Below are 24,303 nucleotides of genomic sequence, written 5' to 3'. Positions count from 1 at the left end.
GAGCGCGCCGATGCGGTCACGAAGACCAGGTGTCGTCGGCGTCGTCCGCGGCCTTGTTACGCTCCGCGGCGATCTCGAGGGCGCGCTCGGCGGTGGCCCTGTCGGGGTAGGGGCCCATGCGGTCCATCGCACCGGCCTCCTTGCCCTGCACGACAGCCTTGTCGCTGATACGGAAGTACCACTGATCGTCGTCGTCACTCATGATCGACAGTGTGCCCCAGATCCGCCCCGACGGAACAGACTTCGCGTTCTGCGGCCTCGTGATTCACGGTCGGCGACGCGCCGACCGCACACACCGCGGGACCAGCGGCCGCGTTACACTTCTCGCATGTCCGGGTACACACGCCGGACCGGAGCCGGACCACGCACCCGATAGGAGTACGACATGTCGACCCTTCTCTTCGATCAACTGTTGCCGCTGATGGGCCATGACGCCGCGACGTACTGGGCCACCCTGCTGGTGGTCGACCCCATCTGATCCACTCTGCTCACGAACGGCTCCGCCCTCATCGAGGACGGGGCCTTTCGTCGTTCAGGAGGACTCGATACGTGGCGGCGGGCCGACGCTTCCCGTAGTTTCCTACCGCCGGCCCGCCGAGACTCACTGTAGAGGACATCGAACGTATGTTCTAGTCCGCCCTCCGACGTAGCGGTCCGTGCTGGTCGTGTGCGCGGACGAGTCGGCGTGTAAGCCGGATCCTGTCCCCGGGACGAATCCCGGGTGGCGACCATCCATCTGGGCACACCGTCGCCGGGTACCTCGAGCGATCAACCCGCAGGCTCGGGCGAGCAGCCCTCGAACACCTGCGCAGACGCACCACCGCGAACGGCGGTGCGACCTTCGATCTTGCTCCGGGCGGGGTTTACCGAGCCACCCCGGTCACCCGGGGTGCTGGTGCGCTCTTACCGCACCGTTTCACCCTGACCGACCGATCCGAGGACCGGTCGGCGGTCTCTTCTCTGTGGCACTGTCCCGCGAGTCGCCTCGGGTTGCTGTTGGCAACCGCCCTGCTCTGTGGAGTCCGGACTTTCCTCGGCTCGAAGCTTGACGACGCCGGTCGTCAGTTCTCCGTGCCGCGGCCGCCCGGCCAACTCGTCCGCCCCGTCATGGTAGCCGCTCCGCCACCCCCGTCCCACCCACGCCCGACCCCCTCGTCGACCCACGCGAGTACGTCCGAACCGTCGCTGGGCGAGCCGCGATCACGACAGTTCGGACGTACTCGCGGGGGGTGGGTGTGCCGAGCGGACGGACGGTCGGACCGGGGATCTAGAGTCACGCGCATGACCTTCGTCGTCCTCCTGCGCGGCATCAACGTCGGCGGCATCCGCATCTCCATGGCGGCCCTGCGGTCGTCGCTGGAGGACGCCGGATACACCGCGGTGCGCACCGTTCTCGCGTCGGGCAACGTGGTGCTCACCGCGACGACGCAGGACCCGGCCGTGGTGCGCTCCGACGTGGAGGGCGTCCTGCGGCAGGCCTTCGGCTACGAGGCGTGGGTGGTGGTCGTGACCGTGGAGCAGCTCGCCGAGATCGTCGCCGCCTTCCCGTGGGAGACCGACGAGGCGGTACGCCACCCTTACGTGATCTTCTCGACGGATGGTGTGTCCACCACCGATCTCGCGGCGATCGGCGAGACGGCCGACCCTGCCGTCGAGAGGTCTACACTCGGGCCCCATCGCGTCCTGTTCTGGGAGGTCGTGCGCGGTGACACCCTGTCCAGCGTCGTCGGCAAGGCCAGTGCGCGCGCGTCCTACAAGTCGACGACGACCACGCGAAACCTCCGCACGCTGCGCAAGATCCTCGCGTGATCACCGATTCCACCGCGCGGACCGTCGTGGCCGCGCTGCTGGTGGCTGCCGTCCTGGTCTTCGCCATCGCTCGCCCTCGCGGACTCCCCGAGGCCACCATCGCCGTTCCGGCCGCGGCACTGGCGATCCTGCTCGGAGTCGTGTCGACGAGCGACGCACTCGAGGAGACGGCGGAGCTCGCCCCCACGGTGGCGTTCCTCGCGGCGATCCTGGCTCTCGCTCACCTCGCCGACGCGCACGGTGTGTTCACGTGGATCGCGTCCGTCCTGCACGCCCGGTCGCGATCCTCCCCCACGCGGCTCCTGATGCTCGTGTTCGTCACCGCGTCCCTCACCACGGCAGTGCTCAGTCTCGACGCGACGGTCGTCCTGCTCACCCCGGTCGTCATCGCCGCCGCCCGCCGCGCCGGGATGTCGCCACGGCCGGCGTCGTATGCGGTGGCACACCTGTCGAACTCGGCCTCCACGCTGCTGCCGGTCTCGAATCTGACCAACCTGCTGGTGTTCTCGGCCACCGGTCTGTCGTTCCTGCACTTCACCGCGTTGATGGCAGCGCCGTGGCTCGTCGCGATCGCGCTCGAGTACGCGGCGTTCCGTTGGTTGTTCCGCGGCGACCTGCGCGAGGTGGAGAACCCGCCGCAGGACGACGGTCCGTCCGTGGCGGCGCCGACGCTCGCCCTCGTCGTGATCGGCTGCGCTCTGGTGGGTTTCGCGATCAGTGGGTCGCTCGGCCTCGAACCGGTGTGGGTGGCCGCGGCGGCCGCGATCGTGCTCGCCGTTCCTGCGCTGCGCCGGTCCGAGACGACTCCCGTCGCGATCGTGCGTGCACTCGATCTCTGGTTCTGCGTGTTCGTCTTCGCGCTCGGAGTGGTGGTCGCGGGACTCGCCGGGGGTCCGGTGGGCGAGGCCGTCACCGAGATCCTGCCGACGTCGTCCACGCTGCTCGCGCTCCTGACCGTCGCCGCGGTGGCCGCGGTCGCCTCCAACGTGCTCAACAACCTGCCCGCGACGCTGCTGCTGCTCGCCGCACTGACGTCGACGACAGGCGCTGCACCGGTGGGCGCGCTGCTCGCCATGCTGATCGGCGTCAACCTCGGGCCCAACCTCACCTACGTCGGGTCGCTCGCGATCATGTTGTGGCGCCGCGTGGCTCGCGCGGAGGGCGAGCCGCCGAGCCTGCGGACGTTCACCGTGGTGGGTCTGGTGACCACACCGATCACCGTGGTCGCGGCGACCGTCGCCCTGTGGCTCGCCCTGCAGGTGTAGGGGTCAGGTCCAGAGGAATGACGTGTCGTTCACCAGGCGTACGGAGGCCGCGTCGTCGTCGAACCAGTCGACGATGCTGATGGACGCCAGGTCGAGGTGCATCCGGTAGAGGATCGACGGGCCGACGTCCAGGCCGAGCTGCAGGAGCGTCTTGATGGGCGTCACGTGCGAGACCACGACGACGGTCTTCCCCGCGTACTCGGTCGCGATGTGTTCGCGGACCCGACGCACCCGTTCGAGGACGGCATCGAAGCTCTCGCCGCCGGGAGGCGCGACGGACGTGTCGCCCATCCACCGCCGATGCAGCTCGGGATCGCGCTCGGTGGCCTCGAGGAAGGTGAGGCCCTCCCACTCGCCGAAGTCCGTCTCCGTCAGATCCTCGACGACGGTGACGGGGACGTCGATCGCGCGGGAGACGGCCGACGCGGTGTCGAACGCCCGGCCCAGCGGTGAGCTCAGGACGACGTCGACGCCGCCCAGCAGTGCGACACGCTGCGCCGCGGCCGCCGCCTGCGCTCGCCCGAGCTCGGTGAGCTCCGGGTTGCCTCGGCCGGAGTACCGACGATCCACCGACAGGGCGGTCTGGCCGTGCCGCAGCAGGATCGTGCGGGTCGCGGCACCCGAGACGGACTGCCAGGCAGGCCGTTCCGACACCGGCGTCGGCGCGCTCGCGACCTCGGCCGCACCGGTGAGCAGCGCGTCCTCACCGTCCATCGCCTGGTTGGCCAGCCGGTCGGCATGCGAGTTCTCGGCACGCGGAATCCACGCGTACTGCACGTCGTCGAACGTGTCCGCGACAGCGGCTGCTCGCGCGCGCAGCGGAATCATGTCCGGGTGCTTGACCTTCCAGCGGCCGGACATCTGCTCGACCACCAGCTTGGAGTCCATCCGCACCGAGACGCGCGAGGCCCCGAGTTCGCGGGCCGCCTCGAGACCGGCGATCAGTCCGCGGTACTCGGCGACGTTGTTCGTCACCACTCCCAGGTGTTCGCGGCGCTCGGCCAACACCGTGGCTCGCGCCGCGTCCCACACGACGGCTCCGTAGCCGGCGGGCCCGGGGTTGCCTCGCGATCCCCCGTCGGCCTCCACCAGGACGGAGTCGGGATGGGGACTCACAGACCGGACTCGTTGGTGCGCACCAGGATCGCGTTGCACTCCGAGCACCGCACGACCACGTCGGGCGCGGTGCCGGCGATGCGCGCGATCTCGCCGCGATCCAGCTCGATCCGGCACGCACCGCAGCGCCGACCACGCAGCAGGGCCGCACCGATGCCCGACCTCTCACGCTGCTTCTCGTACATCGCGGACACCTCGGCGGGCAGCTGCGCGGCGAGCTCCTCGCGCTGCGCCGACCGAGTGCGCTCGGCGTTCTCGACGTCGGCGAGCGCGTCGTCGCGTCGACGGGTGGCGTCGACGATCGTGTCCTCGACCTGTGTCAGATTGGCACCGGCGTGCTCGTAGTCGCTCTGCGACGCCTCGCGCTGCTCCATGACCTCGAGCAACTCGTCCTCGAGGATGCCGCGGCGGCGCTCGAGGCTGCCCAGCTCGTGCTGGAGTTCGCTGAGCTGCTTCGCGGGAGCCGCGCCGGAGGCCAGCGCAGCGCGGTCCTTCTCCTCGCGGCGGCGCACGGCGTCGACCTCGCCCTCGAGCTTGCGAATGTCCCGGTCCAGATCGTCGAGCGAGATCTGCACGCCCACGGCTGCGTCCTTGCGGTCGATCCGCTCGCGTTCGAGTGCATCGAGCTCGACCTGCTCGGGAAGAGTGCGTCGACGGTGTGCGAGCTGGGCCAGTTCGGTGTCCATGGCGGCCAGGTCGAGGAGGGAGAGCTGGATCTTCGGGTCGACGTTCACGCGTGTCACGGTACTAGTCCTGCGGGGGACGGACGCCGATGCTCCACGGATCCGTTCTGATCGTCAGTGTCCGGGTGGTCCAGCCGTCGCGATCACCGAACGCGCTGTCCAGCAGGTCGCGCGCCTGGGCGCACCACGGGAACTCCCCCGCCCAGTGCGCGACGTCGATCAGCGCGGGTCCGCCGGCCCGCAGGTGTTCGTCCGCCACGTGGTGTCGCAGGTCGGAGGTCACGTAGGCATCGACACCCGCTGCGGTGACGGCGCCGAGCATCGAGTCCCCGGATCCACCGCACACGGCCACCCGCCGGATCGTCGCGTCCGGGTCGCCGGCGGCGCGCACTCCCCAGGCAGTGGACGGGAGCCGGCTGCCGACGCGGTCGGCGAAGGCGCGCAACGACATCGGCTCGGCCAGCGTCCCGATCCGGCCCAGCCCGCAGTCGGTCGGCAACCCGGCCGTCTCGACGACGTCGAACGCCACTTCCTCGTAGGGGTGCGCCGAGCGCAGCGCGGTGAGAACGGCAGCGCGTGCAGAGCGCGGAGCGACCATCTCGACGCGCCGTTCCTCGACCGACTCGACGGTGCCGACGGTGCCGATCGCCGGCCGCGCGTCGTCGACGGGACGGAACTGGCCGTCGCCCACGACGCTCCAGCTGCACTCGCGGTAGTCGCCGATCGACCCGCCGCCCGCGTCGAACATGGCCTGCCGCACAGCGGGGGCGTCGGCCACCGGGACGTACACACCCCACTTGTCGAGGCCCCCGTCCGACTTCTCGTCGAGCGGGCGCAGATCGGTGAGGCCCAGCAGTGTCGCCAGCGCGTCGGACACCCCGGGCTGCGCCGAGTCCGCGTTGGTGTGGGCGGTGAACAGAGCGCACCCCGCCGTGATCAGGCGATGCACCAACGCGCCCTTGGGCGTGTGGGCACCGACTGTGTCGACACCGCGCAGCAGCAGTGGGTGGTGCACCACGAGCAGATCGGCACCGGCGGTGATCGCCTCGTCCACGACGGCGGCCGTGGCGTCGACGGCGAACATCACGGTGGTCACGGAGTTCGCGGGATCGCCGCACACCAGACCGACCGAGTCCCAGCTCTCGGCGAGCCGGGGCGGGTACGCCGCGTCGAGCACGTCGATGATCTCGGCCAGGGTGGGCGCTGCGGTTCCCGTCGATGCCATCACTCGACCCTAGGTGTGCCCATCTCGCGCACCACGTCACCCCACGCGTCGGCGAGTCGGTCGACGGAGTCCGCGCCCCGCACCGCGATCCGCAGGTGATCCGGGCCGAGGCCGGGAAAGGTGTCGCCTCGGCGGACCGCGACACCGCGGTCCCGCAACGCGGCCCGGATCGCTGCGCCGTTCTCCGCGCGGACGAGCACGAACGACGCCGTCGCCGGTGCCGTCACCTCCACCCCGAGTACGCGGAGCCGTTCGACGAGGTACTGCCGCTCGCGGGCGAGCACGAGCGCGTCGGCGTCCACGGACGCGACGGCGTCGGGTTCGCAGCACGCCTCGATCGCGGCCAGCTGCAGGGTGCCCAGCGGCCAGTGGGGTCGGCCCCGGTTCAGTGTGGCGAGGACGTCCGGCGCTCCCAGCGCGTACCCGCACCGCAGCCCCGCGAGGGCGAACGACTTGGTGAGGCTGCGCAGCACCACCACGTCGGGACGAGACTGCGACGCCAGGGACTCGGGCTCGCCGGGCACGGTGTCGGCGAATGCCTCGTCCACGACGAGCACGCGTCCCTCCGCCCGGAGTGCGAGCACGTCCGCGCGGGGATGGCCGATGGACGTCGGGTTGGTGGGATTGCCCAGCACCACCAGGTCGGCGTCGTGCGGAACGGCGGCGTCGACGAGCCGGTACGGCGCGGGCAGGACGACCCGATGCACCGGGACGTCGGCACTGCGCAGGGCGAACTCCGGCTCGGTGAAGGACGGGTGGACGACCGCGGCGAGGCGCGGGCGCAGCCGGGGCAGCATCGCGAATCCTTCGGCCGCTCCGGCGAGCAACAGCACCTCGTCCGGAGATCGACCGTGGCGCAACGCCACTCGGTCGCGAACCCGCCGGTCCTCGGCCTCGGACGGATACGCCGCGAGTCGGTCGACGGCCTCGATCAGTCTGCGCCGCAACCACTCGGGGGGCCGGGACCCACGAACGTTCACCGCGAAGTCGAGCATGCCCGCCTCGACCTCCACGTCGCCGTGGTGGCGAAGCAGCGGATCGATACGGGCGTCGCCTGTCACTCGGGTGACTGTAGGCGCTCCATATACTGACCCCCATGTCCACCACAGCCGTCGACCTCGTCCTCTTCGACCTCGACGGCACGCTCACCGATTCCGCACCCGGCATTCTCGCCGGTTTCGATCACGCGCTCGCGACGGTGGGGAGCCCGCCGCCCGGCGACGACGTCCGGGCGCACGTCATCGGTCCGCCGATGATCGACACGTTCCGGTCCCTCGGTCTCGACGAGGACAGGGTCGAGCGCGCCCGCGCCGCCTACACGGAGTACTACGACAGCCGCGGCTGGTCCGAGAACCGGGTGTACGAGGGCATCGTCGACGTGCTGGACGCGCTCGTGGCCGCCGGTGTCCCGATGGCGGTCGCGACGTCGAAGAACGAACGATTCGCACGGCGCATTCTCGAACACTTCGGCCTGGCCGACTACTTCCGCTTCATCGCGGGCGCCAGCGACGACGGCAGCCGCCGGTCCAAGGCGGACGTCGTCGCGCGCGCACTCGAGCAGGTGGGGCGCCCGGCTCGGTCCACGGCCGAGGGCGGTACCGCGTCGGTGGTGATGGTCGGCGACCGCGACCACGACGTGTTCGGCGCCGGGCACTGGGGCATCCCCGTCGTCCTGGTCCGGTGGGGATACGGATTCGAGTCCGAGCACGACGCGGCCTCGTGGTCCGTCGGATCGGCGGCGGAACTCACCACGCTGCTCTCCTCGCTCACGACGGACGCGGCATGACGGTGCACGTGACCTTCGTCTGCACGGGCAACATCTGTCGGTCGCCGATGGCCGAGAAGATCGTGACGCAGGCCCTCGCGGATGCCGGGATGGACGACCGGGTGCGCGTCACCAGCGCCGGCACGGGCGACTGGCACGTCGGCGACGCCGCCGACCCGCGCGCCGCTGCCGAGCTGGAGTCGCACGGCTACCCGTCGGCCCATCGCGCCCGCACCGTCGATGCCGAGATCCTGGGTGCGGACCTCGTCGTCGCGCTGGATCGAACTCACGAGCGCGACCTCCGTCGCCTCGGCGTCCCCGCGGACCGGCTGGCACTGCTGCGCTCGTTCGACCCGGACGCCGATTCCGACTCGGTGGCCGATCCGTACTACGGCGACGACGGCGACTTCCGGACGGTGCGCGAGCAGATCGAGGCGGCCGTCCCCGGTCTACTCGAGGCCCTCACGCAGCACTGACACCCCCGTCGCGACGCGACGACTACGCTGTGTAGTCGTGCGCCGACTGTCGTTCCTTCTCCGTCCCGGGTGGTTGGCACTCGCGGCTGTCGTCATCCTCTTCGCGTACCTCTGCTTCTCCGTTCTCGCGCCCTGGCAACTGGGCAAGAACACCACCACGTCGGCGCGGAACGAGCAGATCAGCCGCTCCTTCGACGCGGAACCGGTCGATGCTGCCGACCTGTTGACCGAGCAGGTCGTCGCCCCCGAGGACGACTGGCGACGGGTCGTGGTCACCGGGACGTACGACGCCGACAGCGATGTGGTGGTCCGCCTGCGCAGCGTCGACGACACCCCGGCCTTCGAGGTCCTCACCCCGTTCGTCACCGACGCCGGGCCCACGATCCTGGTGAACCGCGGCTACGTGCTGCCCACCACGGGTATCGACGTCCCGACCTTCGATCCCCCGCCGGCCGGCACCGTCACGCTGGAGGGCCGCCTGCGCGTCTCGGAACCGTCGGTTCCGGACAAGCCCGCCGTCGCCGGCCCCGGGGTCCCGCAGGTCTACACGATCACGCCCGCCCAGGTCGGTGAGTTGACCGGCACCGATCCGGTCGACGGGTACGTGCAGCTCGCCGACGCGCAGCCCGGCGGTCTCGGTGTTCTCGCGCTGCCGCAGCTCGACGCCGGGCCTTACCTGTCCTACGGGTTGCAGTGGCTGGCGTTCGGCATCATGGCTCCGCTGGGTCTGGCGTACTTCGTGCGCGCCGAGATCAAGGAACGGCGGCGTGGCAACGCCGAGTCGAGTGACGATCTCGAACCGAGCGACGATCTCGAGCCCACCGCCGCTCCCGACGAGTACGACGACGGACTGGACGCGCTGCTGAAGCCGCGGCGAGGCCTACGAAGGAAGTCGGCGCCCGCGGCCGAGTCGACGACGCTGCTGACCGATCGCTACGGCAAGAAGCGCTGACACCGCCGCGGCGCTCGCCTGCACCGCGGCCGACAGGCGCACCGCACGCCGCAGATCGTTCGTCGTGGGGACGCTTCCCCGGCCCAGGACGGGCCGCTGTTCGACACCGTGCGCGTAGGCCGTCTCGCCGCCGAGCCGTACTCCGAGGGCGCCCGCGGCGGTCGACTCGGTCACTCCGGCATTCGGGCTCGGATGGTCGGACGCGCTCGCGCGCCACGCGGCCAGGGCGTCCCGCGGCGTCCCACCCACCGTCGGCGCCGATGCTGCCGTGAGGAGTCCGGTGAGTCGGGCGGGGATCAGGTTGACCACGTCGTCGAGCCGGGCGGCACACCATCCGAACCGTTCGTAGCGCGGCGAGTGGTAGCCGATCATCGCGTCGAGGGTGTTGACGGCGCGGTAGCCGACGGCGCCAGGAGCCCCTGCCACCGCGGCCCAGAAGAGCACGCCCGTCGTCGCGTCCGAGGTGTTCTCGGCCACCGATTCGAGCGCCGCCCGCGCCGCGCCCGCGTCGTCCAGCAGAGCGGGATCACGCCCGCAGAGCGACGGCAGAATCGCCCGCGCGGCCGGAAGATCGTTGGCGTCCAGGGCGTCGGCCAGCGCGAGACCCGTGCGGGCCAGCGTCGTTCCGCCGAGACACGCCCAGACCGCGGCGGCCGTCAGCGTCGCACGCGGAACCGGGTGATCGCGCACGAGTCGATCCGCCGCGGCCGTCGCGCCGATGGCTCCACCGACGAGCAGTGCGGTGTGGACGGTTCCGGCGAGTCGGTCGTCCCGGTACGTCCGCGTCTCGAGGGCGGCGGCGAGAGATCCGAAGGCGGCCACGGGATGACGGCGTCGTGGATCCCCCAGCATCAGGTCGGCGAGGTATCCGGACACGATTCCGACGGCGGGTGCGGTGATCATCGTCTGCGATCCTATCCGCCGCGTCACGGTCAGATAGTCGGACGTCCACGTATTCGGATACCCTGTGCGCATGACGGAGTCGGCGCGGACGCAGGACTGGCACACCGGCGCGGACGGCGAGCTGTATCCGCCGGAGCCCTGGTACCTCGGCGGCACCCTGCTGGTGTCGGTCTACCGCGTTCCCGTCCACGAGCTCCCGCAGGACGTGGTGTCCGCCGTGTCCGACGCCGATGCCCGGCTGGTGACGGTCGGCGGGCACGCTGTCGTCTCCGCGGCCTTCGTGCGCTACACCTCGGGCGGCGTCCTGTCCTACGACGAGTTGATCGGCTCGGTACTCGTCCGGCGCGGCGTCACCGTCATGGCCACCATCCCGCACATCTGGGTCGACAGTCCGCAGTCCCGCACCGGTGGGCGCGAACTGTGGTCCATACCGAAGCATCTGGGCGAATTCCGCAGCGAGACGAGCGGGCCGCATGTCACCGCGTCGATGACGTTCGACGGTGCCCCCGTCGCGGCGCTCGACGCGCGGGTCGGGCGCCGACTCACACCGGGCACGCCGCGCATTCCGCTCACCACCGCACAGCACCTCGGCGGTCGCACCGTCGTGTCCCGCAACACGATCTACGCGACCACCCGCGCGCTGTCGACGACGTGGACGTTCGCATCGGACGGTCCGCTGGGTCACCTGCACGGACGCACGCCGACCGTGAGCGTGGCACTCGCCGACGCCTCCATCGTGTTCGGTGGACACGTCGACCGACGCTGAGCTCGTTGGGGTTGACTGTGGGTCCGCCTACACAGGAGACCCCATGACCGACCTACAGAACTTCGCCGACACCGTCTTCACCGCCGCAGCCGGGCTGCAGGTCACCACGGCCACCGGCACCGAGGTACGCGGACACATCGATCTGACGGGCGATCATCACACCCCGTGGGGCGTCGTGCACGGCGGCGTCTACGCCTCGGCCGTCGAATCGGCCGCGAGTATCGGTGCGAGCGTGGCGGTCTCGGACCGCGGACAGTTCGCGGTCGGCGTCCACAACGGAACGGACTTCCTCCGGTCGATGACCGAGGGGCGGGTCGACGTGGTCGCCACCCCGCTGCAACAGGGTCGGGTACAGCAGCTCTGGCAGGTGATCATCACCAGCGCCGACTCAGGTAAGGAGATCGCCCGCGGTCAGGTGCGACTGCAGAACGTGGCGAACCCGAACGCCTGACTAGAAGCTCCAGCCGCGGAACAGGTAGCTGATGCGGATCAGGATGTCGACGAGCCCTGCGGACATGTGTTCCTCCGACGTTCGTGCCTGTCAGCGGGCTCGGGTCGCCCCCTGTCCCAGAACACTAGGCACCCGCCGGCCCGTCGGGGGTCGCAACACGGAGAACGGGCGACGTTCTCGTGTCAGTCGGCGAGGGAACGCCACGGTGCCGCGCCTTCGATCTCGAAGGCCACCTCGAGCAGCGTTCGCTCGTCGCCCTGCACACCGGAGAACATGACCCCCACCGGCAGTCCGGCGCTCGAGCGCCCCAGCGGCAGCGACATCGCCGGCGCGCCCGCCACGTTGTGCAGCGGAGTGAACGCGGCGTAGGACGTGAGCCTCTCGAGGTACTCGTCGAACGGCACGTGCGGCGACAGATGCCCCAGCCGCGGCGTGGTGTGCCCGAGCACCGGGGACAGCACCAGGTCGACGCTCGCGAACATCGAGGCGTAGTCGGCACCGGCCCTGCGTAGTCGACGCACCACCGACGGCAATCGGTACCGCGTACGACGGAAGCGGTCCGCGAGTCCCACGGTGAGCGTGTCGAAGTCGCGTTCCGTGCGGCCCTCGAGACGCGGCGTCGTCTTCTGCAGAACGTAGGCGAGGAACGACCAGTACTCGACGAAGTCCTCGGGAAAGCGTGGGTCGATCGGCACGGTGGTCATCTCGTCCACCGTGTGACCGAGGCGCTCGAGGAGCGCGGCGGCGTCGTCCAGCGCGGCGAGCGTCTCGACGTCGGTGGGGCCGCCCGCGGGCGACTGCCGGATCACACCGACCCGCAGTCGCCGCGCCGACGGGCCCGTCACGGTGCCGATCGGTCGCAGGCGTCGTGCACTCGCGTGATCGGCCGCGGCCCAGAACGCGGCGGTGTCACGGACACTGCGCGTCAGCACGCCCTCGGAGACGATCGCGACGGGCAGCAGCTTCTCCAGCGCCGGCAGCACGAACCTGCCGCGCGACGGCTTGAGGCCCACGAGCCCCGTGCAGGCCGCTGGGATCCGGATCGAGCCGCCGCCGTCGTTGCCGTGTGCGAGGGGAACCGCCCCCGCCGCCACCAGCGCCGCGGATCCGCCCGAGGACGCGCCCGTCGAGTACTCGGTGTTCCAGGGGTTCCGGGTGGGCGGCCGGGTCGGGAACTCGGTCGACGCGCTGAGTCCGAACTCCGGCAGCGTCGTCTTGGCCATGACACCGAACCCCATCGAGAGCATCTCGCGGGCCACGGGACCGTGCCGGTCCGCGGGACGAGCACGGATGATCTCGGAGCCCTGGCCCGTCGGCAGCCCTCGGACGTCGCTGTTGTCCTTGATCAGCGTCGGCACACCCGCGAACGGCCCCGCCTGGTCGCCGACGACGGGAGTCGTCAGTGGTGGCCCCACCAGCGCGTCCAACTCGGCCATCTTCTCGATGCGCGACAGTGCCGCCGACGCCAGTTCCGCGGCGGAGACCTCGCGCCTGCGCACTCGCAGCGCGAGCCCCACCGCATCGTCGCGCCCCAACGCATCGTCCGTGAACGCATGTGTCATCGAAGATCCCCCTCGCTTCCGTCACCGGCGCCGCGGTGATTGCGTGCGCGTCCCGCGGGGAACGCTGCACCCCGTGCGCCGCGGTCCGTGGTGCACGCAACTCTAGAGAATGCGGCCGCGACCGGTCCGAGACTCACGTCTTCACCGAATACGGTCGTCAGTTCCTGTCCTGTGCGAAAGGTTTCTCGGGTGTCCACCACTTCCACCTCGGCCGACAACGCGGCCCCCGCGGTCTCCCGACGCGCCTGGCAGTCGTTGATCGTCCTGCTCATGGGCATGTTCATCGCCCTGCTCGACACGACCATCGTCAACGTCGCGCTCCCCACCATCCGCACGAGCCTCGACGCGTCCGAGGCCACCCTGTCCTGGATCATCTCCGGATACGCGCTCGCGTTCGGCCTGGCACTGATCCCGGCGGGTCGGGTGGGCGACCGCATCGGCCACAAGTGGGTGTTCTTCACCGGACTCGCCCTCTTCACGGTGGCCAGCCTCGCGTGTGGACTCGCGCAGAACGATCTGCAGCTCGTCGCGGCGCGCATCGTGCAGGGACTCGCGGGCGGCATCTTCGTCCCCGCCGTCACCGCCTACATCCAGTTGCTGTTCCCGCCGCAGATGCGGGGCAAGGCCTTCGCCATCATGGGCGCCGTCATCGGCGTCTCGTCCGCACTGGGCCCCATCATCGGCGGTCTGATCATCGAGGCCGCCGGCAGCGAGAGCGGGTGGCGGTTGGTCTTCTGGGTCAACCTGCCGTTCGGACTCATCGGCTTGATCCTGGCCGCGAAGATCTTGCCGACCCGCTCCGAGATCGACTCCCCCGACGCCCCCGCGCGCGGTATCGACTGGGTGGGTCTCGCACTCGTCACGGCAGGTCTCGTCGCGATCCTGGTCCCCCTCATCGAGGGCCAGGACACCGGATGGCCGACCTGGACGTATGTGACACTCGGCGCCGGCATCGTGCTCATCGGGCTGTTCGGCGCGTGGGAGGTGCGCTACTCGCGTGCCGGCCGCACCCCTCTTGTCCCGCCGCGACTGTTCACCCGGCCCGCGTTCACCGGCGGGGTCATTCTCGCCCTCGTCTACTTCGCTGCCTTCACGTCGATCTTCTTCACCATCTCGATCCTGTGGCAGACCGGTCTCGGCAACTCGGCCCTCGCCTCGGGCGTGGTGTCGATCCCGTTCGCGATCGGCAGCATCATCTCGTCGTCGCAGTCCAACAGGCTGGCCGAACGTCTCGGCCGCAATGTCCTGGTGCTCGGCACGGCCCTCGTCACCCTGGGACTCGTGTGGGCCTGGTTGGTCCTGCTGTTCACCGATGCGTCGGCCCTGACCAACTGGAAGCTGCTGCTGCCCCTGTTCATCGCAGGCCTGGGCAACGGCGCCTTCATCGCTCCCAATGCGCAGTTCATCGTCGCGACGGTCGATCGGCCCGACGCGGGCGCCGCCAGCGGTGTCATCTCGACGATGCAGCGGGTCGGCAGCGCGATCGGCATCGCCATCATCGGCAGCGTCCTCTTCGGCTCGCTGAACGTCATGGGCCCCGGTGAGGACGCCGTCGCGACGGCGTTCACCGACAGCGCGGCGCACGCCATGGGAGTCAGCGCCGGATTCGCCGTGCTCGCGTTCGTCCTGGTCTTCGCACTACCGCGACGGGCTCACTGATCGTCCGCATCCGGTGCCAGAAGGTGCACGTCGTCGGCGACGATCGATCGCAGTAGTTCGTCGACGGCCTTCACCCGCGCCAGTCGCGTGAGATCGCGAGGCATCGCGGTCCAGTAGTCGCGGCGCACGGCGAACTCGTCGGGCAACACGCAGACCAGCTGGTCGTCCGGCTCGCCGATGTAGTTGGGCAACGGTGCGATCCCGAGCCCGTGGCGGGCCGCGAGCCAGTGCCCGGTGATGTTGTTGGTCTGGAACTGCGGTCGACCGTCGAGATGCATGGCGTCGAGGATGCGCAGCGGCACCACGTCCAACAGCGCGTCGACGTACCAGATCAGGACGTGCCGACGCAGGTCGTCGAGGCTCTCCAGTGTGGGCGCGGCGCGGAGGTACGACGGTGACGCGTACAGCTTGAGCTCGTACGACGCCAGCTTCCGCGATGACATGAATCGCGGCGACGGCCGCTCCAGGCTCACGGCGACGTCGAAGCCGCGGGTGCTCAGCGCGTCGTGCTCCGTGGCGGTGACCAGCTCGACGTCGAGTCGGGGGTGGTCCCGGCGCAGCCGCGTCAGCTGCGGCGTGAGCACGAAGGCACCGAAACCGTCCGGGGCGGCGATCCGCACGGAGCCGGTCAGCGAGCCCACGGACGTCGTCTGGTCCTCGAACGCCGCGATCAGCGTCGACTCCACCGTCTCCGCGTAGCCCACGAGGCGCCGACCCGCCTCCGTCAGCCGCCAGCCCGACGGCGTGCGATCGAAGAGTCGATGGCCCGCCGCCTTCTCCAGACTGGTGATGCGGCGGCCCACCGTCGTGTGGTCGACACCCAGCACTCGCGAGGCGTCGTTGAGGCGCCCGTGGCGCGAGACCTCCAGGAAGAAGCGGAGGTGATCGGCGGAGAACATGCCGTGAGCGTACCCACGACGTGCAGATCTGCACGCGAGAGTGCGCCTTTGGCCTTTGACAGACGCAATTCTGCTAGGGAGACTCAGGTCACAGGCCAGCACTCGACCGAAGGAATCTCCGTGAACACGATCACGCACTGGGTGGACGGCAAGCCGTTCGCCGGCACCTCCGACAAGACCTCCCCGGTCACCAACCCGGCCACCGGTCAGGTCACCGGCGAGCTCGCTCTCGCCACCGTCGAGGATGCCCGCGTCGTCATCGACTCGGCCACCGCCGCCTTCCCCGCCTGGCGCGACACCTCGCTGTCCAAGCGCACCGCGATCCTCTTCAACTTCCGCGAGCTGCTCAACGCGAAGAAGGGCGAACTCGCCGAGATCATCACCGCCGAGCACGGCAAGGTCCTCTCCGACGCGCTCGGCGAGATCAGCCGCGGCCAGGAAGTCGTCGAATTCGCCTGCGGTATCCCGCATCTGCTCAAGGGCGGCTTCACCGAGAACGCCTCGACCGGAGTCGACGTCTTCTCCCTGCGCCAGCCGCTCGGACCCGTCGGCATCATCAGCCCGTTCAACTTCCCGGCCATGGTGCCGATGTGGTTCTTCCCCATCGCCATCGCCGCCGGCAACACCGTCGTGCTCAAGCCGTCCGAGAAGGACCCGACGGCGAGCATCTGGATCGCCGAACTGTGGAAGGAAGCGGGCCTGCCCGACGGCGTCTTCAACGTCCTCCAGGGCGACAAGACGGCCGTCGACGAGCTGCTCGAGAACCGCAACATCAAGTCCATCAGCTTCGTCGGCTCCACCCCCATCGCGCAGTACGTCTACGCCACGGGCACCTCGCACGGCAAGCGCGTCCAGGCCCTCGGCGGCGCCAAGAACCACGCCATCGTGCTCCCCGATGCCGACCTCGACCTCGCTGCCGACGCCATGGTCAACGCCGGCTTCGGCTCCGCCGGTGAGCGCTGCATGGCCATCTCCGCCCTCGTCGCGGTCGGCGACATCGCTGACGAGCTGGTCGCCAAGATCGGCGAGCGCACCACCCCGCTCAAGACCGGCGACGGCACCCGCGGCGCAGACATGGGCCCGCTGGTGACCAAGGCGCACCGCGACAAGGTCGCCTCCTACGTCGACGCGGGCGAGGAATCCGGCGCCACCATCGTCGTCGACGGCCGCACCGTGAAGGCCGACGGCGGGGACGAGGGCTTCTGGCTCGGACCGACCCTCATCGACCACGTCACCCCCGAGATGAGCATCTACACCGACGAGATCTTCGGACCCGTCCTCTCCGTCGTCCGCGTCGACACCTACGACGAGGCGCTGCAGCTCATCAACGACAACCCCTACGGCAACGGCACCGCCATCTTCACCAACGACGGTGGCGCCGCCCGACGCTTCCAGAACGAGGTCGAGGTCGGCATGATCGGCATCAACGTGCCGATCCCGGTTCCCATGGCCTACTACAGCTTCGGTGGCTGGAAGAACAGCCTCTTCGGCGACACCCACGCCCACGGCACCGAGGGCGTGCACTTCTTCACCCGCGCCAAGGCCGTCACCTCCCGCTGGCTCGACCCGAGCCACGGCGGCATCAACCTCGGGTTCCCCGAGAACGACTGACCACCTATCCATCCGAGCCGCACCGACGTCCCGCAGCATGGGGGTCGGTGCGGCATCGGCATTTCCGCATCACGCACGACCGACCACGAGAAGGAGCACGACGACGATGTCGACATCCATTTCCTTTCCCCGATTCCTGCGCATGGGACCCGGTGCCGTCGAGGACCTCGGGCAGGTGCTCACCGACCTCGGCGTCGAGCGCCCCCTTCTCGTGACCGACAAGTTCATGGTCAGCACGGGCGCAGCGGACCGCGTCATGAGCATCATCGCGGCTGCCGGCAAGACCGGTGCGCTGTTCGCCGAGACGGTTCCCGACCCCACCACCGACTCCCTCACCGCCGGCGTCGCCGCGGTCGCAGCGCACGACGCGGACGCCGTCATCGGCTTCGGCGGCGGCAGCCCCATGGACACCGCGAAGGCACTGTCGGTGCTCAGCAAGGGTGGCGGCATCATGCGCGACTACAAGGCGCCCGGCCCGTACACCGGACCTGCGCTGCCCATCATTGCCATCCCGACCACCGCCGGAAGTGGCTCCGAGGCAACGCAATTCACGGTCATCACCGACAGCGAGTCGGACGAGAAGATGCTGTGTCCCGGCCTGTCGTTCCTTCCCATCGCCTCCGTCGTCGACCCCGAATTGACGATGTCGATGCCCCCTCGCCTCACCGCGGACACCGGTGTCGACGCGTTGACCCACGCGATCGAGGCGTACGTCAGCAAGAAGGCCAACCCGATTTCCGACGCCCTGGCCCTGAACGCGATGCGCACCATCGGGAAGTTCCTCGTTCGCGCGTACACCGACGGGAACGACGCGGAGGCCCGCGCCGCAATGATGGCCGCATCCACCCAGGCCGGCATGGCGTTCTCCAACGCCAGTGTGTGCCTGGTGCACGGCATGAGCCGGCCCATCGGCGGGCATTTCCATGTCGCACACGGCTTGTCGAATGCGATGCTGCTCCCCGCAATCACCGCCTTCTCCATCCCCGGCGCCCCCGAGCGGTACGCCGAGTGCGGGCGTCAACTCGGTGCCGCGCATGAAGGCGACAGCGACGACGTGGCCTCGGCAGCACTGGTCAGCTACATCGAGAAGCTCTGCGCGACGGTCGAAGTACCGTCCCCCAGCTCGCACGGCATCGACGCCGAGAAGTGGGAATCGCTGGTACCGCTGATGGCCGAGCAGGCGTTGGCCTCGGGTTCGCCGAACAACAACCCGGTCGTCCCCACCGCCCAGCAGATCGAGGAGCTGTACCGGCAGGTGTTCTGACGCAGCCCGCGGCGCTGCGCCCGGTTGTTTGTTGCGCCGGGCGGCGGACGGTGTACGCCCAGGAGGTACCGCTCGGCCCGGTGACCCGCACCAGCACCGTCGTGGCGGCACCCGGCGGAGGCGAGACGACTGCGGACCCGGTTCCCTCGTTCAGGTCGTCGCCGATGTACCCGGATTCGTACACCTTGCCGCCCTGGTAGAACACCTCGATGTTGTCCGGTACGTTCTCCGTCTCGTAGTCGAGCACGAAGGACGTCGGACCCGTTCGGCCGAGCTGGTGATTGGTATCGGTCACGCCCTCGCCGCCCGACACTGTCTGCTCGTTGCAGTTCTGCGTCGGTGTGCCGGGGCCGCTACTACCGAGGTCTCTTCCACCGAATCCGCCGATGGCCTCGCCGAGGATGCGTGCCCCTCGCTCGAGGTTCCGATCGGATCGTCGATCAGGCTGCTGCCCGTGCTGCTACGGAATGTGGACGGTTGCGCACTGGCGACTGCCGGTGCGACGAAGGCCAACCCGGCCGCGACCACCGCAACAGTGGCTACCTGTCGACGTCGAAAGTTTCTGCTGCTCAATATATTTCCTCCACGCGATGGAGCGGTACCTCCGCCTGAAGCCCATCGTGGCAGCGATGACCTGTGCCGCCTATCGGTCGTTCGCACTACGTCATCGCGCTGCGACCCGACCGCAGCGCCCCGCGGCGACCATGAACCCCCCGCTCACCGCTCAGCCTGCGGCACATTGAAAGTCTATTCTTAAATCGTTGTCATAGTTGTCTCTAATCTAGACACAACTAATGCCTTCATTTAATCAATAGCCGACTAGGTGTCAAGCTCACCTGACTGACTCTTCAACTGATGCTCATCCTCCGCACGATGCTGCGCTAACATTTTCTGCCGGTGCTTCTCCAGCTTTGCCGCCCTGCGTTCGTCGGCTGCACGGCGCTCATCCCTCTTAGCTTTCTTCAGTCCGGTGAAGAACTCTGCAGCGAGTGGATTTGCTGGCCTGAGCGTCCCGACCTTGTCGTACAGGAATAGGCACATGCCAACGCTGTCCGCATAGGCCACGGCCTGAAGCGTGTACTCCGACTTGCTGAAGAACAACATGAGGTGTGTGTGCGCGCCTCGCGAACCGAACAGCCGCTGTAGAGCTGGTCGGCTGATCTTCGCAACATGCCACTTCACCTGACCGATCAGGTTGTCGCCGACGAAATCGATCCCGTAGTCAGCGCCGATCGGAGTCGCTTTGACATCAGCTCGACCTAGCTCGACAAGCTGACGTACCGCGTTCAACTCAGCCTCGCGGTAGGACTGGATTGTCTTCGGCTTAGCTCCCACTGGTTGCTCCCAACTGCACTAAGAGGCGCACGTCGTCATCTACAGCAGACCCTTCTTGACCAGCCAGTCTCGCATCATCTCATCGTTCGCCTGGTTGATCCCTAGCGTCGGTGACCCCTCGATGTGCTCCAAGTACTTGTCGAGCAGGTTGACGTCGAAGGAGCCACGCAACGACCGGCGCTTCTGCTTGTGCGGCTTCGGCTCCTCTAGGAGCTGATCACGTGGGAACTTGTCCATGACCTCGATCATCTGTTCCATGCTGACCTCTAGACGAGAGCCGGCCTCGAAATTCCAATCGAAGAACTCCAGGTTGGCCGCATCCTCGACGATCCCCTGATGATGAACGAAGTCCGTTCGGATCTTGCGTATGTCGTTGAAGAACTCTGACTTGATGTCGTTCTTCTGCAGCTTGTCCTCGGGGTCCTTGCCACGGTTGTACAAAGCCGCGAAGCGCGGCCTGAACTGCTCGTCCCAGAGAGCGTGTATGTAGGTGAACCACTGGGCGTACTCGATGCCCATAGCTTCGGGGTAGTACTCAGTGCTTCCCATGCCACCGCCGCCGAAGACCATGACGTTAGCGCCCGAGTTGATCGCATGGACCATGTGCTGCATGTGGATCTTCCCGGGTCCGGGGGTGTCAGAGTAGAACGAGCTTTCTACAGGGAACGCGTGCTCAGACTGGTTCCGGATCTCCTCGGCGTTGGTCGCGTGCATCGAGAAGTAGTGCCCGACGTCCTTACGAGACCGACCCTGGACGAACCTGGTGTGTTCCTCTTCCCAGTCCGAGACACGTTGCAGTATCGCGTTGTGCGCGGACATGGAAAGAATGAGGGACAACATGAAGCCACGTTCGAGCTCCCCCACCAGGGTTGTAGCTGAGTCAATCTCGTCGTCTGTGGTCGAGCGTAGAACCGGCAGCACTTCGTCAACGGCTTCGACCAACCTCGTCAAGCCAGTGTGGAACCCGGCTCCAGCTGTGAGTGACTTCGCCTGCTGGATCACTCCGTTCAGCTGCCCAGCCAAGGCTGTTCCCTCTATCGGAGGGTTGGACTCGATCATCATCTTGATGGGGTCGGTACTCACGCCGATCATCATGTTCTGCGCTTGCAACGGCAGCGGCCTACCGTTGGCGCGGTACATCTCAGCAGAGTTCGCCGACTGACTTATCAGCACCCGGCCAGTTTCAAGAACCTGCAACCACCGGGACGCTCGCGTCTGCTTGATCATGGGGCGATCTTCTCACCCCGCACCGACACGACCATGGTCGGCGTTTTCCCGTGAGGTGCCAACTTCAGAACTCAAGAGAAGCTCTGTCTTCTACACTGTTTTGGTCAGCCAACCGGTGTTCAGTAAGCGCGCTTCAATTCAATGTATTGACGAGCTCGGATCAGAAGCGAGCGTCTTCTTGGTTCGGAGTCCCAGCCAAAAAGGCTGGTGTCTGATGGACCTCTCCACCGAGAGACGTAAGCGAAAGTGTCGTCCCTTGAAATGGGACTCGAGCCACCCACGGTGACTACGGAACTACTACTAGTACTCGTTTTCAACCGAGCTAGATCCGAAATAAATCCGTTGATAATCCCCGACCCTTGGACATAGAAATAATTACTTGTAGTCATGTCGCTCTCGTCGACTACATACCCGTATCCAACGAAGGTGAGCGTGCCAATACGCTCGCGTTTTCTAGTAGTGAAACCAGCGAACGTCTTCTCAGGGAATAATTCCGATGTCTCGCTGCAGAAGGGCGACCCGGAACACCGTTTGAGGATAGAAACTGAACAAAGTCGTCTAGTACAGTCCTGGACTTACGCTGGGCCTCTCATGACGCGATCTGATTATCTGATCAGCCTTTGCCATCGCATTGTAGTCACCCTGCATGTCACCCACGTTTGCAGTACCTCCGTCCGAGTTTTGCCAAAGCCTACCGAAACTGCACTCTTGTTGCGGCGTATTGAGTGACACTGGGGTGCTGCTACGGCTTCCAGTTGAAGAGCAATATCTAGTCCGTAGTAAGTGGCTCTGCGTAATTCGGCATTCTCGCGACGGAGAGCTCTAAACTCCGCATCACGATCGGCGCCCCCTGATCCTCCGTCGGATTCGTCAGCGGCGCCGGTTTTCTCGACCCAGTTCCGCAGCGTCGCCGGATTCACATCCAACAATCCACCCACATGCTTCCGGGCGGCGAGCTTCGTGTCACCGCGCTCGGCAATCCGCTCCTGATACATCCTCACCGCGCGGTGGCGGGTCTCCTCGTCGAACTTCTTCGGTGCAGCCATACCGGCATTCTCCTGGTGAGATCAAAGTCTCCACCAGACCCAGGACGGTTCAATGAGCCATTTGGGTTAGAAAGTCAATACTATTTTTTGTTGACGACACTGGTTATTCACAGTTCTTCAATCGATGTCGGTGGGGTCCACTAAGCTCATGCCCATGTGGAAGAAGACGATCGCTTGGACGATCGGTACCGCAAGCGCAACCGGTGTCGTTGTGTTCGGCGTGCTAGGTCTCATTCATCACTGGGGCTCGGGTCAATTCGGTCCACTAGCGGCCTGGGTGTCAGGTGCAGGAACGTTAGCCGCTGTGACTATCGCGTTGTGGCAGGCTCAGAGGACCAACCAACGTGCGGTCGAGGATGCACGCAAGGCGGAGGAGCGCTTGGATGAAGAGCGCAAGCGACACAAGGAGCAGTTGCAAGCCCAACGTGTGGCAGTCATGAGACGCGAGCAGATCGAGGCTGGCAAAGAGATCGCCGCGTCACTGCGCCAGATATGGCGACTCACTGACAACTTCACCTGGTCGTTCAGACTAGAGTCAGAGAGCGACATAGCCAACGACACCTACCTCGATGGTGTTACGGACTACTCGGACGTCTTCTCATCCACGGAGCACTCGATCGAACTCGCACGCTTGGGCATCTTCGACGAGACCCTCCTGGGAAATGTCGAGACTGGACTGAAGCGGGCGCGCAAACTGCGCGGTGAGATAGTTGGTGTGGGGCTCGCTCAGCTAGTGAACTGGGATTCCTATGACAACAGCTACGAGGAGGTTGGCGAGTCGGTCAGGATCATCACCACCTACTTGAACGCAGCGCTCAACCCTGTCTACCTGCGATACATTCGCAAGCAGTTGGACGAGGACAACTTTGAGTCATCCGTTTGAATGATTGGACTAGTGCAGGCGGCCTCTGAGGATCGAACACCTGGTTGAATGCTCGGGTGAGTGAAGAACCGCTTGAGTCGTACCAAGACGCTGACCCGCAAATGCGTGCGGTGATCGAACAGGTACTACAGGGAAGACGGCAGAGGGAACGCTTCGAGCTGATCCTGCGGATCGCAGGCATGCTGACAGGCTTAGTAGTCGTGCTAGTTTCGTCCCTTCTAGTGCTGAGCCTGATAGAAGCAGATGCGTTCGGTCCCCCGTTAGTAGCACTAAGCGTGAGCGTCGTTATCGGAACTATCGCTGGCGTCGCCACCGGCGTTCAGACCAAAGTTCGACGACGTCAAGACGAAGATAACGGCCATTTGAGTAGCAGAGCCGTTCACGCAATGTTCAATAAACTTGATGCTACCGACTTCTCAGCTGAAAACGTCAAGCTTCGAAGAGACATAAACCGCGAAATTCGTAGAGTTGCTAAGGCTGTTGAATCAATACCCAACATGGCTGATGTTGAGCATCCCGCACTCAACAGCGCGATCGCAACACGTGTGCAAGGTTTGCTCAATCTGCAAGTCGAGATCATGTCAATGCACACGCCGGCAGAAAAACGGGAGCTTCACAATCAAATCGCTATCGCAGTTGTTAAATTCAACGCAGGAGCTTGGGTGACCCTCCCGGAGGCCGAATATATTTCAGTAGAAGCGAAGGTTACCCTACTAAGGCGCATCTTTTACGCCACGCTATCAGTTCTCTTCTTCGGGGGACTTGTGACGGTCATCGTTTTTGCATCGAATCTCGGTGTCGCTGCACCTGTACTCTCCATCCTATTCACAGTTGCAGGCATATCGTTCTTGCGCGCTGCCGGGATAATGACTCAGTCCGTGCAAGAAGCTCTAGATACAGCCCAGAAGATTTACCCAACAATCAGAAACCAAGGAACCGATGAGAAGAAGGACGAAGGTATAGCAACGAGAGAAGGTGGTAGCGAGACATAGCGCCCCCCTTCCGCAGCTATACGGAACACGTGAATACGAATCCAATACAAACACTTTCTATGACCGTTCCATCTCCGAGTACTAGGTGAAAGTCTCCCGATCTGTATATGCGTCGCATTAGCCAGGTTGACGTAACAGGGGGCGATGTATCAGCGCCTGGACGCAACGTCACATACATGTACTCTTGCGCATGTTCACTTCATTTTGCGTCCACAATGGGGAGGGGCTAGTAGTGCGCGGTGCGGTTTTGATCAAACCACCTATTGATTCTTTGCAGGGTGTTTGCATAAGTTATCAAATTTGTTAAACTAAGGGTGTCTAGGTTAGCTATTAACTAACACAAACACAGCAGTCGCATCTGAAGCGGCTGATTCAAATTCCCCCATACCCCCTACCGATCACTGATCAGGGTCG

At 66.4% G+C, this 24,303-nt stretch carries 22 protein-coding genes, 1 other RNA gene and 1 pseudogene; 12 read left to right on the top strand and 12 right to left on the bottom strand.

Features of this window, described 5'->3' with window-relative positions; genetic code table 11:
- Positions 1-16: 16 nt before the first annotated feature.
- On the bottom strand, positions 17-202 hold the full coding sequence (locus BR07_RS24440; RefSeq protein ID WP_037185713.1) for a hypothetical protein: 186 nt from the start codon (positions 200-202) through the stop codon (positions 17-19).
- A gap of 470 nt (positions 203-672) precedes the next feature.
- An RNA gene (gene rnpB / locus BR07_RS26280) (RNase P RNA component class A) lies at positions 673-1,096 on the bottom strand.
- A gap of 185 nt (positions 1,097-1,281) precedes the next feature.
- Between rnpB and BR07_RS0112790 the strand changes: the two genes are divergently transcribed.
- Both BR07_RS0112790 and BR07_RS0112785 read left to right on the top strand, forming a co-directional pair.
- On the top strand, positions 1,282-1,809 hold the full coding sequence (locus BR07_RS0112790) for a DUF1697 domain-containing protein (RefSeq protein WP_027505782.1): 528 nt from the start codon (positions 1,282-1,284) through the stop codon (positions 1,807-1,809).
- Positions 1,809-3,074: an SLC13 family permease gene (locus tag BR07_RS0112785; protein ID WP_037185856.1), complete on the top strand. Its 1,266-nt coding sequence runs from the start codon at positions 1,809-1,811 to the stop codon at positions 3,072-3,074. Before BR07_RS0112790 ends, BR07_RS0112785 begins: the two co-directional genes overlap by 1 nt.
- A gap of 3 nt (positions 3,075-3,077) precedes the next feature.
- Here the strand turns inward: BR07_RS0112785 and BR07_RS0112780 are convergent, their stop codons facing one another.
- From BR07_RS0112780 to cobC, 4 genes are read right to left on the bottom strand one after another with little or no spacing between them, the layout of a single operon-like run.
- Positions 3,078-4,190 carry a bifunctional RNase H/acid phosphatase gene (locus BR07_RS0112780; protein WP_027505780.1) on the bottom strand — a complete coding sequence of 371 codons (1,113 nt, stop codon included), beginning with the start codon at positions 4,188-4,190 and terminating at the stop codon, positions 3,078-3,080.
- Complete coding sequence (locus tag BR07_RS0112775) at positions 4,187-4,924, bottom strand: zinc ribbon domain-containing protein (protein WP_027505779.1); 738 nt, start codon at positions 4,922-4,924, stop codon at positions 4,187-4,189. The genes BR07_RS0112780 and BR07_RS0112775 overlap by 4 nt, the downstream gene beginning before the upstream one ends.
- Positions 4,925-4,937: 13 nt before the next feature.
- Entirely contained in the window at positions 4,938-6,098 is a 1,161-nt protein-coding gene (locus tag BR07_RS0112770) for a Nif3-like dinuclear metal center hexameric protein (protein ID WP_027505778.1), read from the bottom strand.
- Positions 6,098-7,159, bottom strand: a complete 1,062-nt coding sequence (gene cobC, locus BR07_RS0112765; RefSeq protein ID WP_027505777.1) for an Rv2231c family pyridoxal phosphate-dependent protein CobC — start codon at positions 7,157-7,159, stop codon at positions 6,098-6,100. The genes BR07_RS0112770 and cobC overlap by 1 nt, the downstream gene beginning before the upstream one ends.
- A gap of 35 nt (positions 7,160-7,194) precedes the next feature.
- Here cobC and BR07_RS0112760 point away from each other — a divergent pair, with 35 nt between their 5' ends.
- The 3 genes from BR07_RS0112760 to BR07_RS0112750 are packed head-to-tail and all read left to right on the top strand — an operon-like array spanning position 7,195 to position 9,291.
- A complete protein-coding gene (locus BR07_RS0112760; RefSeq protein ID WP_027505776.1) occupies positions 7,195-7,884 on the top strand; it encodes an HAD-IA family hydrolase in 690 nt (229 codons plus the stop codon).
- A complete protein-coding gene (locus BR07_RS0112755) occupies positions 7,881-8,339 on the top strand; it encodes a low molecular weight protein-tyrosine-phosphatase (protein WP_027505775.1) in 459 nt (152 codons plus the stop codon). Before BR07_RS0112760 ends, BR07_RS0112755 begins: the two co-directional genes overlap by 4 nt.
- Positions 8,340-8,376: 37 nt before the next feature.
- A complete protein-coding gene (locus BR07_RS0112750) occupies positions 8,377-9,291 on the top strand; it encodes an SURF1 family cytochrome oxidase biogenesis protein (RefSeq protein WP_027505774.1) in 915 nt (304 codons plus the stop codon).
- Here the strand turns inward: BR07_RS0112750 and BR07_RS0112745 are convergent.
- Positions 9,220-10,194: a cobalamin biosynthesis protein gene (locus BR07_RS0112745; protein ID WP_027505773.1), complete on the bottom strand. Its 975-nt coding sequence runs from the start codon at positions 10,192-10,194 to the stop codon at positions 9,220-9,222. The genes BR07_RS0112750 and BR07_RS0112745 overlap by 72 nt on opposite strands.
- A 70-nt stretch (positions 10,195-10,264) precedes the next feature.
- Between BR07_RS0112745 and BR07_RS0112740 the strand changes: the two genes are divergently transcribed.
- Both BR07_RS0112740 and BR07_RS0112735 read left to right on the top strand, forming a co-directional pair.
- Positions 10,265-10,960, top strand: a complete 696-nt coding sequence (locus BR07_RS0112740; protein WP_037185852.1) for an acetoacetate decarboxylase family protein — start codon at positions 10,265-10,267, stop codon at positions 10,958-10,960.
- Positions 10,961-11,003: 43 nt separating this feature from the next.
- Positions 11,004-11,411, top strand: a complete 408-nt coding sequence (locus tag BR07_RS0112735; protein WP_027505771.1) for a PaaI family thioesterase — start codon at positions 11,004-11,006, stop codon at positions 11,409-11,411.
- Between the two features lie 182 nt (positions 11,412-11,593).
- Here the strand turns inward: BR07_RS0112735 and BR07_RS0112730 are convergent, their stop codons facing one another.
- The gene (locus BR07_RS0112730; RefSeq protein ID WP_027505770.1) at positions 11,594-12,973 is read right to left on the bottom strand and encodes an amidase; all 1,380 of its coding nucleotides are present in this window, start codon (positions 12,971-12,973) and stop codon (positions 11,594-11,596) included.
- A 189-nt stretch (positions 12,974-13,162) separates the two neighbouring features.
- Here BR07_RS0112730 and BR07_RS0112725 point away from each other — a divergent pair, with 189 nt between their 5' ends.
- Positions 13,163-14,632 (top strand): MFS transporter, encoded by a 1,470-nt coding sequence (locus BR07_RS0112725; RefSeq protein WP_027505769.1) that lies wholly within the window; start codon positions 13,163-13,165, stop codon positions 14,630-14,632.
- Here the strand turns inward: BR07_RS0112725 and BR07_RS0112720 are convergent.
- A complete protein-coding gene (locus tag BR07_RS0112720; protein WP_027505768.1) occupies positions 14,626-15,531 on the bottom strand; it encodes a LysR family transcriptional regulator in 906 nt (301 codons plus the stop codon). The genes BR07_RS0112725 and BR07_RS0112720 overlap by 7 nt on opposite strands.
- Positions 15,532-15,651: 120 nt before the next feature.
- Here BR07_RS0112720 and BR07_RS0112715 point away from each other — a divergent pair, with 120 nt between their 5' ends.
- Both BR07_RS0112715 and BR07_RS0112710 read left to right on the top strand, forming a co-directional pair.
- Positions 15,652-17,142 carry a CoA-acylating methylmalonate-semialdehyde dehydrogenase gene (locus BR07_RS0112715; RefSeq protein WP_197027789.1) on the top strand — a complete coding sequence of 497 codons (1,491 nt, stop codon included), beginning with the start codon at positions 15,652-15,654 and terminating at the stop codon, positions 17,140-17,142.
- 106 nt (positions 17,143-17,248) lie between these two features.
- A complete protein-coding gene (locus BR07_RS0112710; protein ID WP_027505766.1) occupies positions 17,249-18,406 on the top strand; it encodes an iron-containing alcohol dehydrogenase in 1,158 nt (385 codons plus the stop codon).
- An 819-nt stretch (positions 18,407-19,225) separates the two neighbouring features.
- Here the strand turns inward: BR07_RS0112710 and BR07_RS26275 are convergent.
- The 3 genes and pseudogenes from BR07_RS26275 to BR07_RS27615 all read right to left on the bottom strand — a co-directional run.
- Positions 19,226-19,741 (bottom strand): restriction endonuclease, encoded by a 516-nt coding sequence (locus BR07_RS26275; RefSeq protein ID WP_051613359.1) that lies wholly within the window; start codon positions 19,739-19,741, stop codon positions 19,226-19,228.
- Between the two features lie 39 nt (positions 19,742-19,780).
- Positions 19,781-20,968, bottom strand: a complete 1,188-nt coding sequence (locus BR07_RS0112695; protein ID WP_027505765.1) for a hypothetical protein — start codon at positions 20,966-20,968, stop codon at positions 19,781-19,783.
- 785 nt (positions 20,969-21,753) lie between these two features.
- Positions 21,754-22,014, bottom strand: a pseudogene (locus BR07_RS27615) (transposase); the annotation flags it as partial.
- 154 nt (positions 22,015-22,168) lie between these two features.
- On the opposite strand from BR07_RS27615, the gene BR07_RS0112690 reads away from it, so the two are divergent.
- Positions 22,169-22,897, top strand: coding sequence for a hypothetical protein (locus BR07_RS0112690; RefSeq protein WP_155957023.1), 729 nt, complete (start codon positions 22,169-22,171; stop codon positions 22,895-22,897).
- Positions 22,898-22,953: 56 nt separating this feature from the next.
- Positions 22,954-23,889, top strand: coding sequence for a hypothetical protein (locus tag BR07_RS27000; RefSeq protein WP_155957022.1), 936 nt, complete (start codon positions 22,954-22,956; stop codon positions 23,887-23,889).
- Positions 23,890-24,303 lie beyond the last annotated feature (414 nt).

The sequence above is a fragment of the Rhodococcus sp. UNC23MFCrub1.1 genome (genome assembly GCF_000686025.1).
GTDB lineage: Bacteria > Actinomycetota > Actinomycetes > Mycobacteriales > Mycobacteriaceae > Rhodococcoides.
The sequence above is the reverse complement of the archived record's forward strand: the minus strand, read 5'-3'. Positions and strand labels throughout refer to the sequence as shown.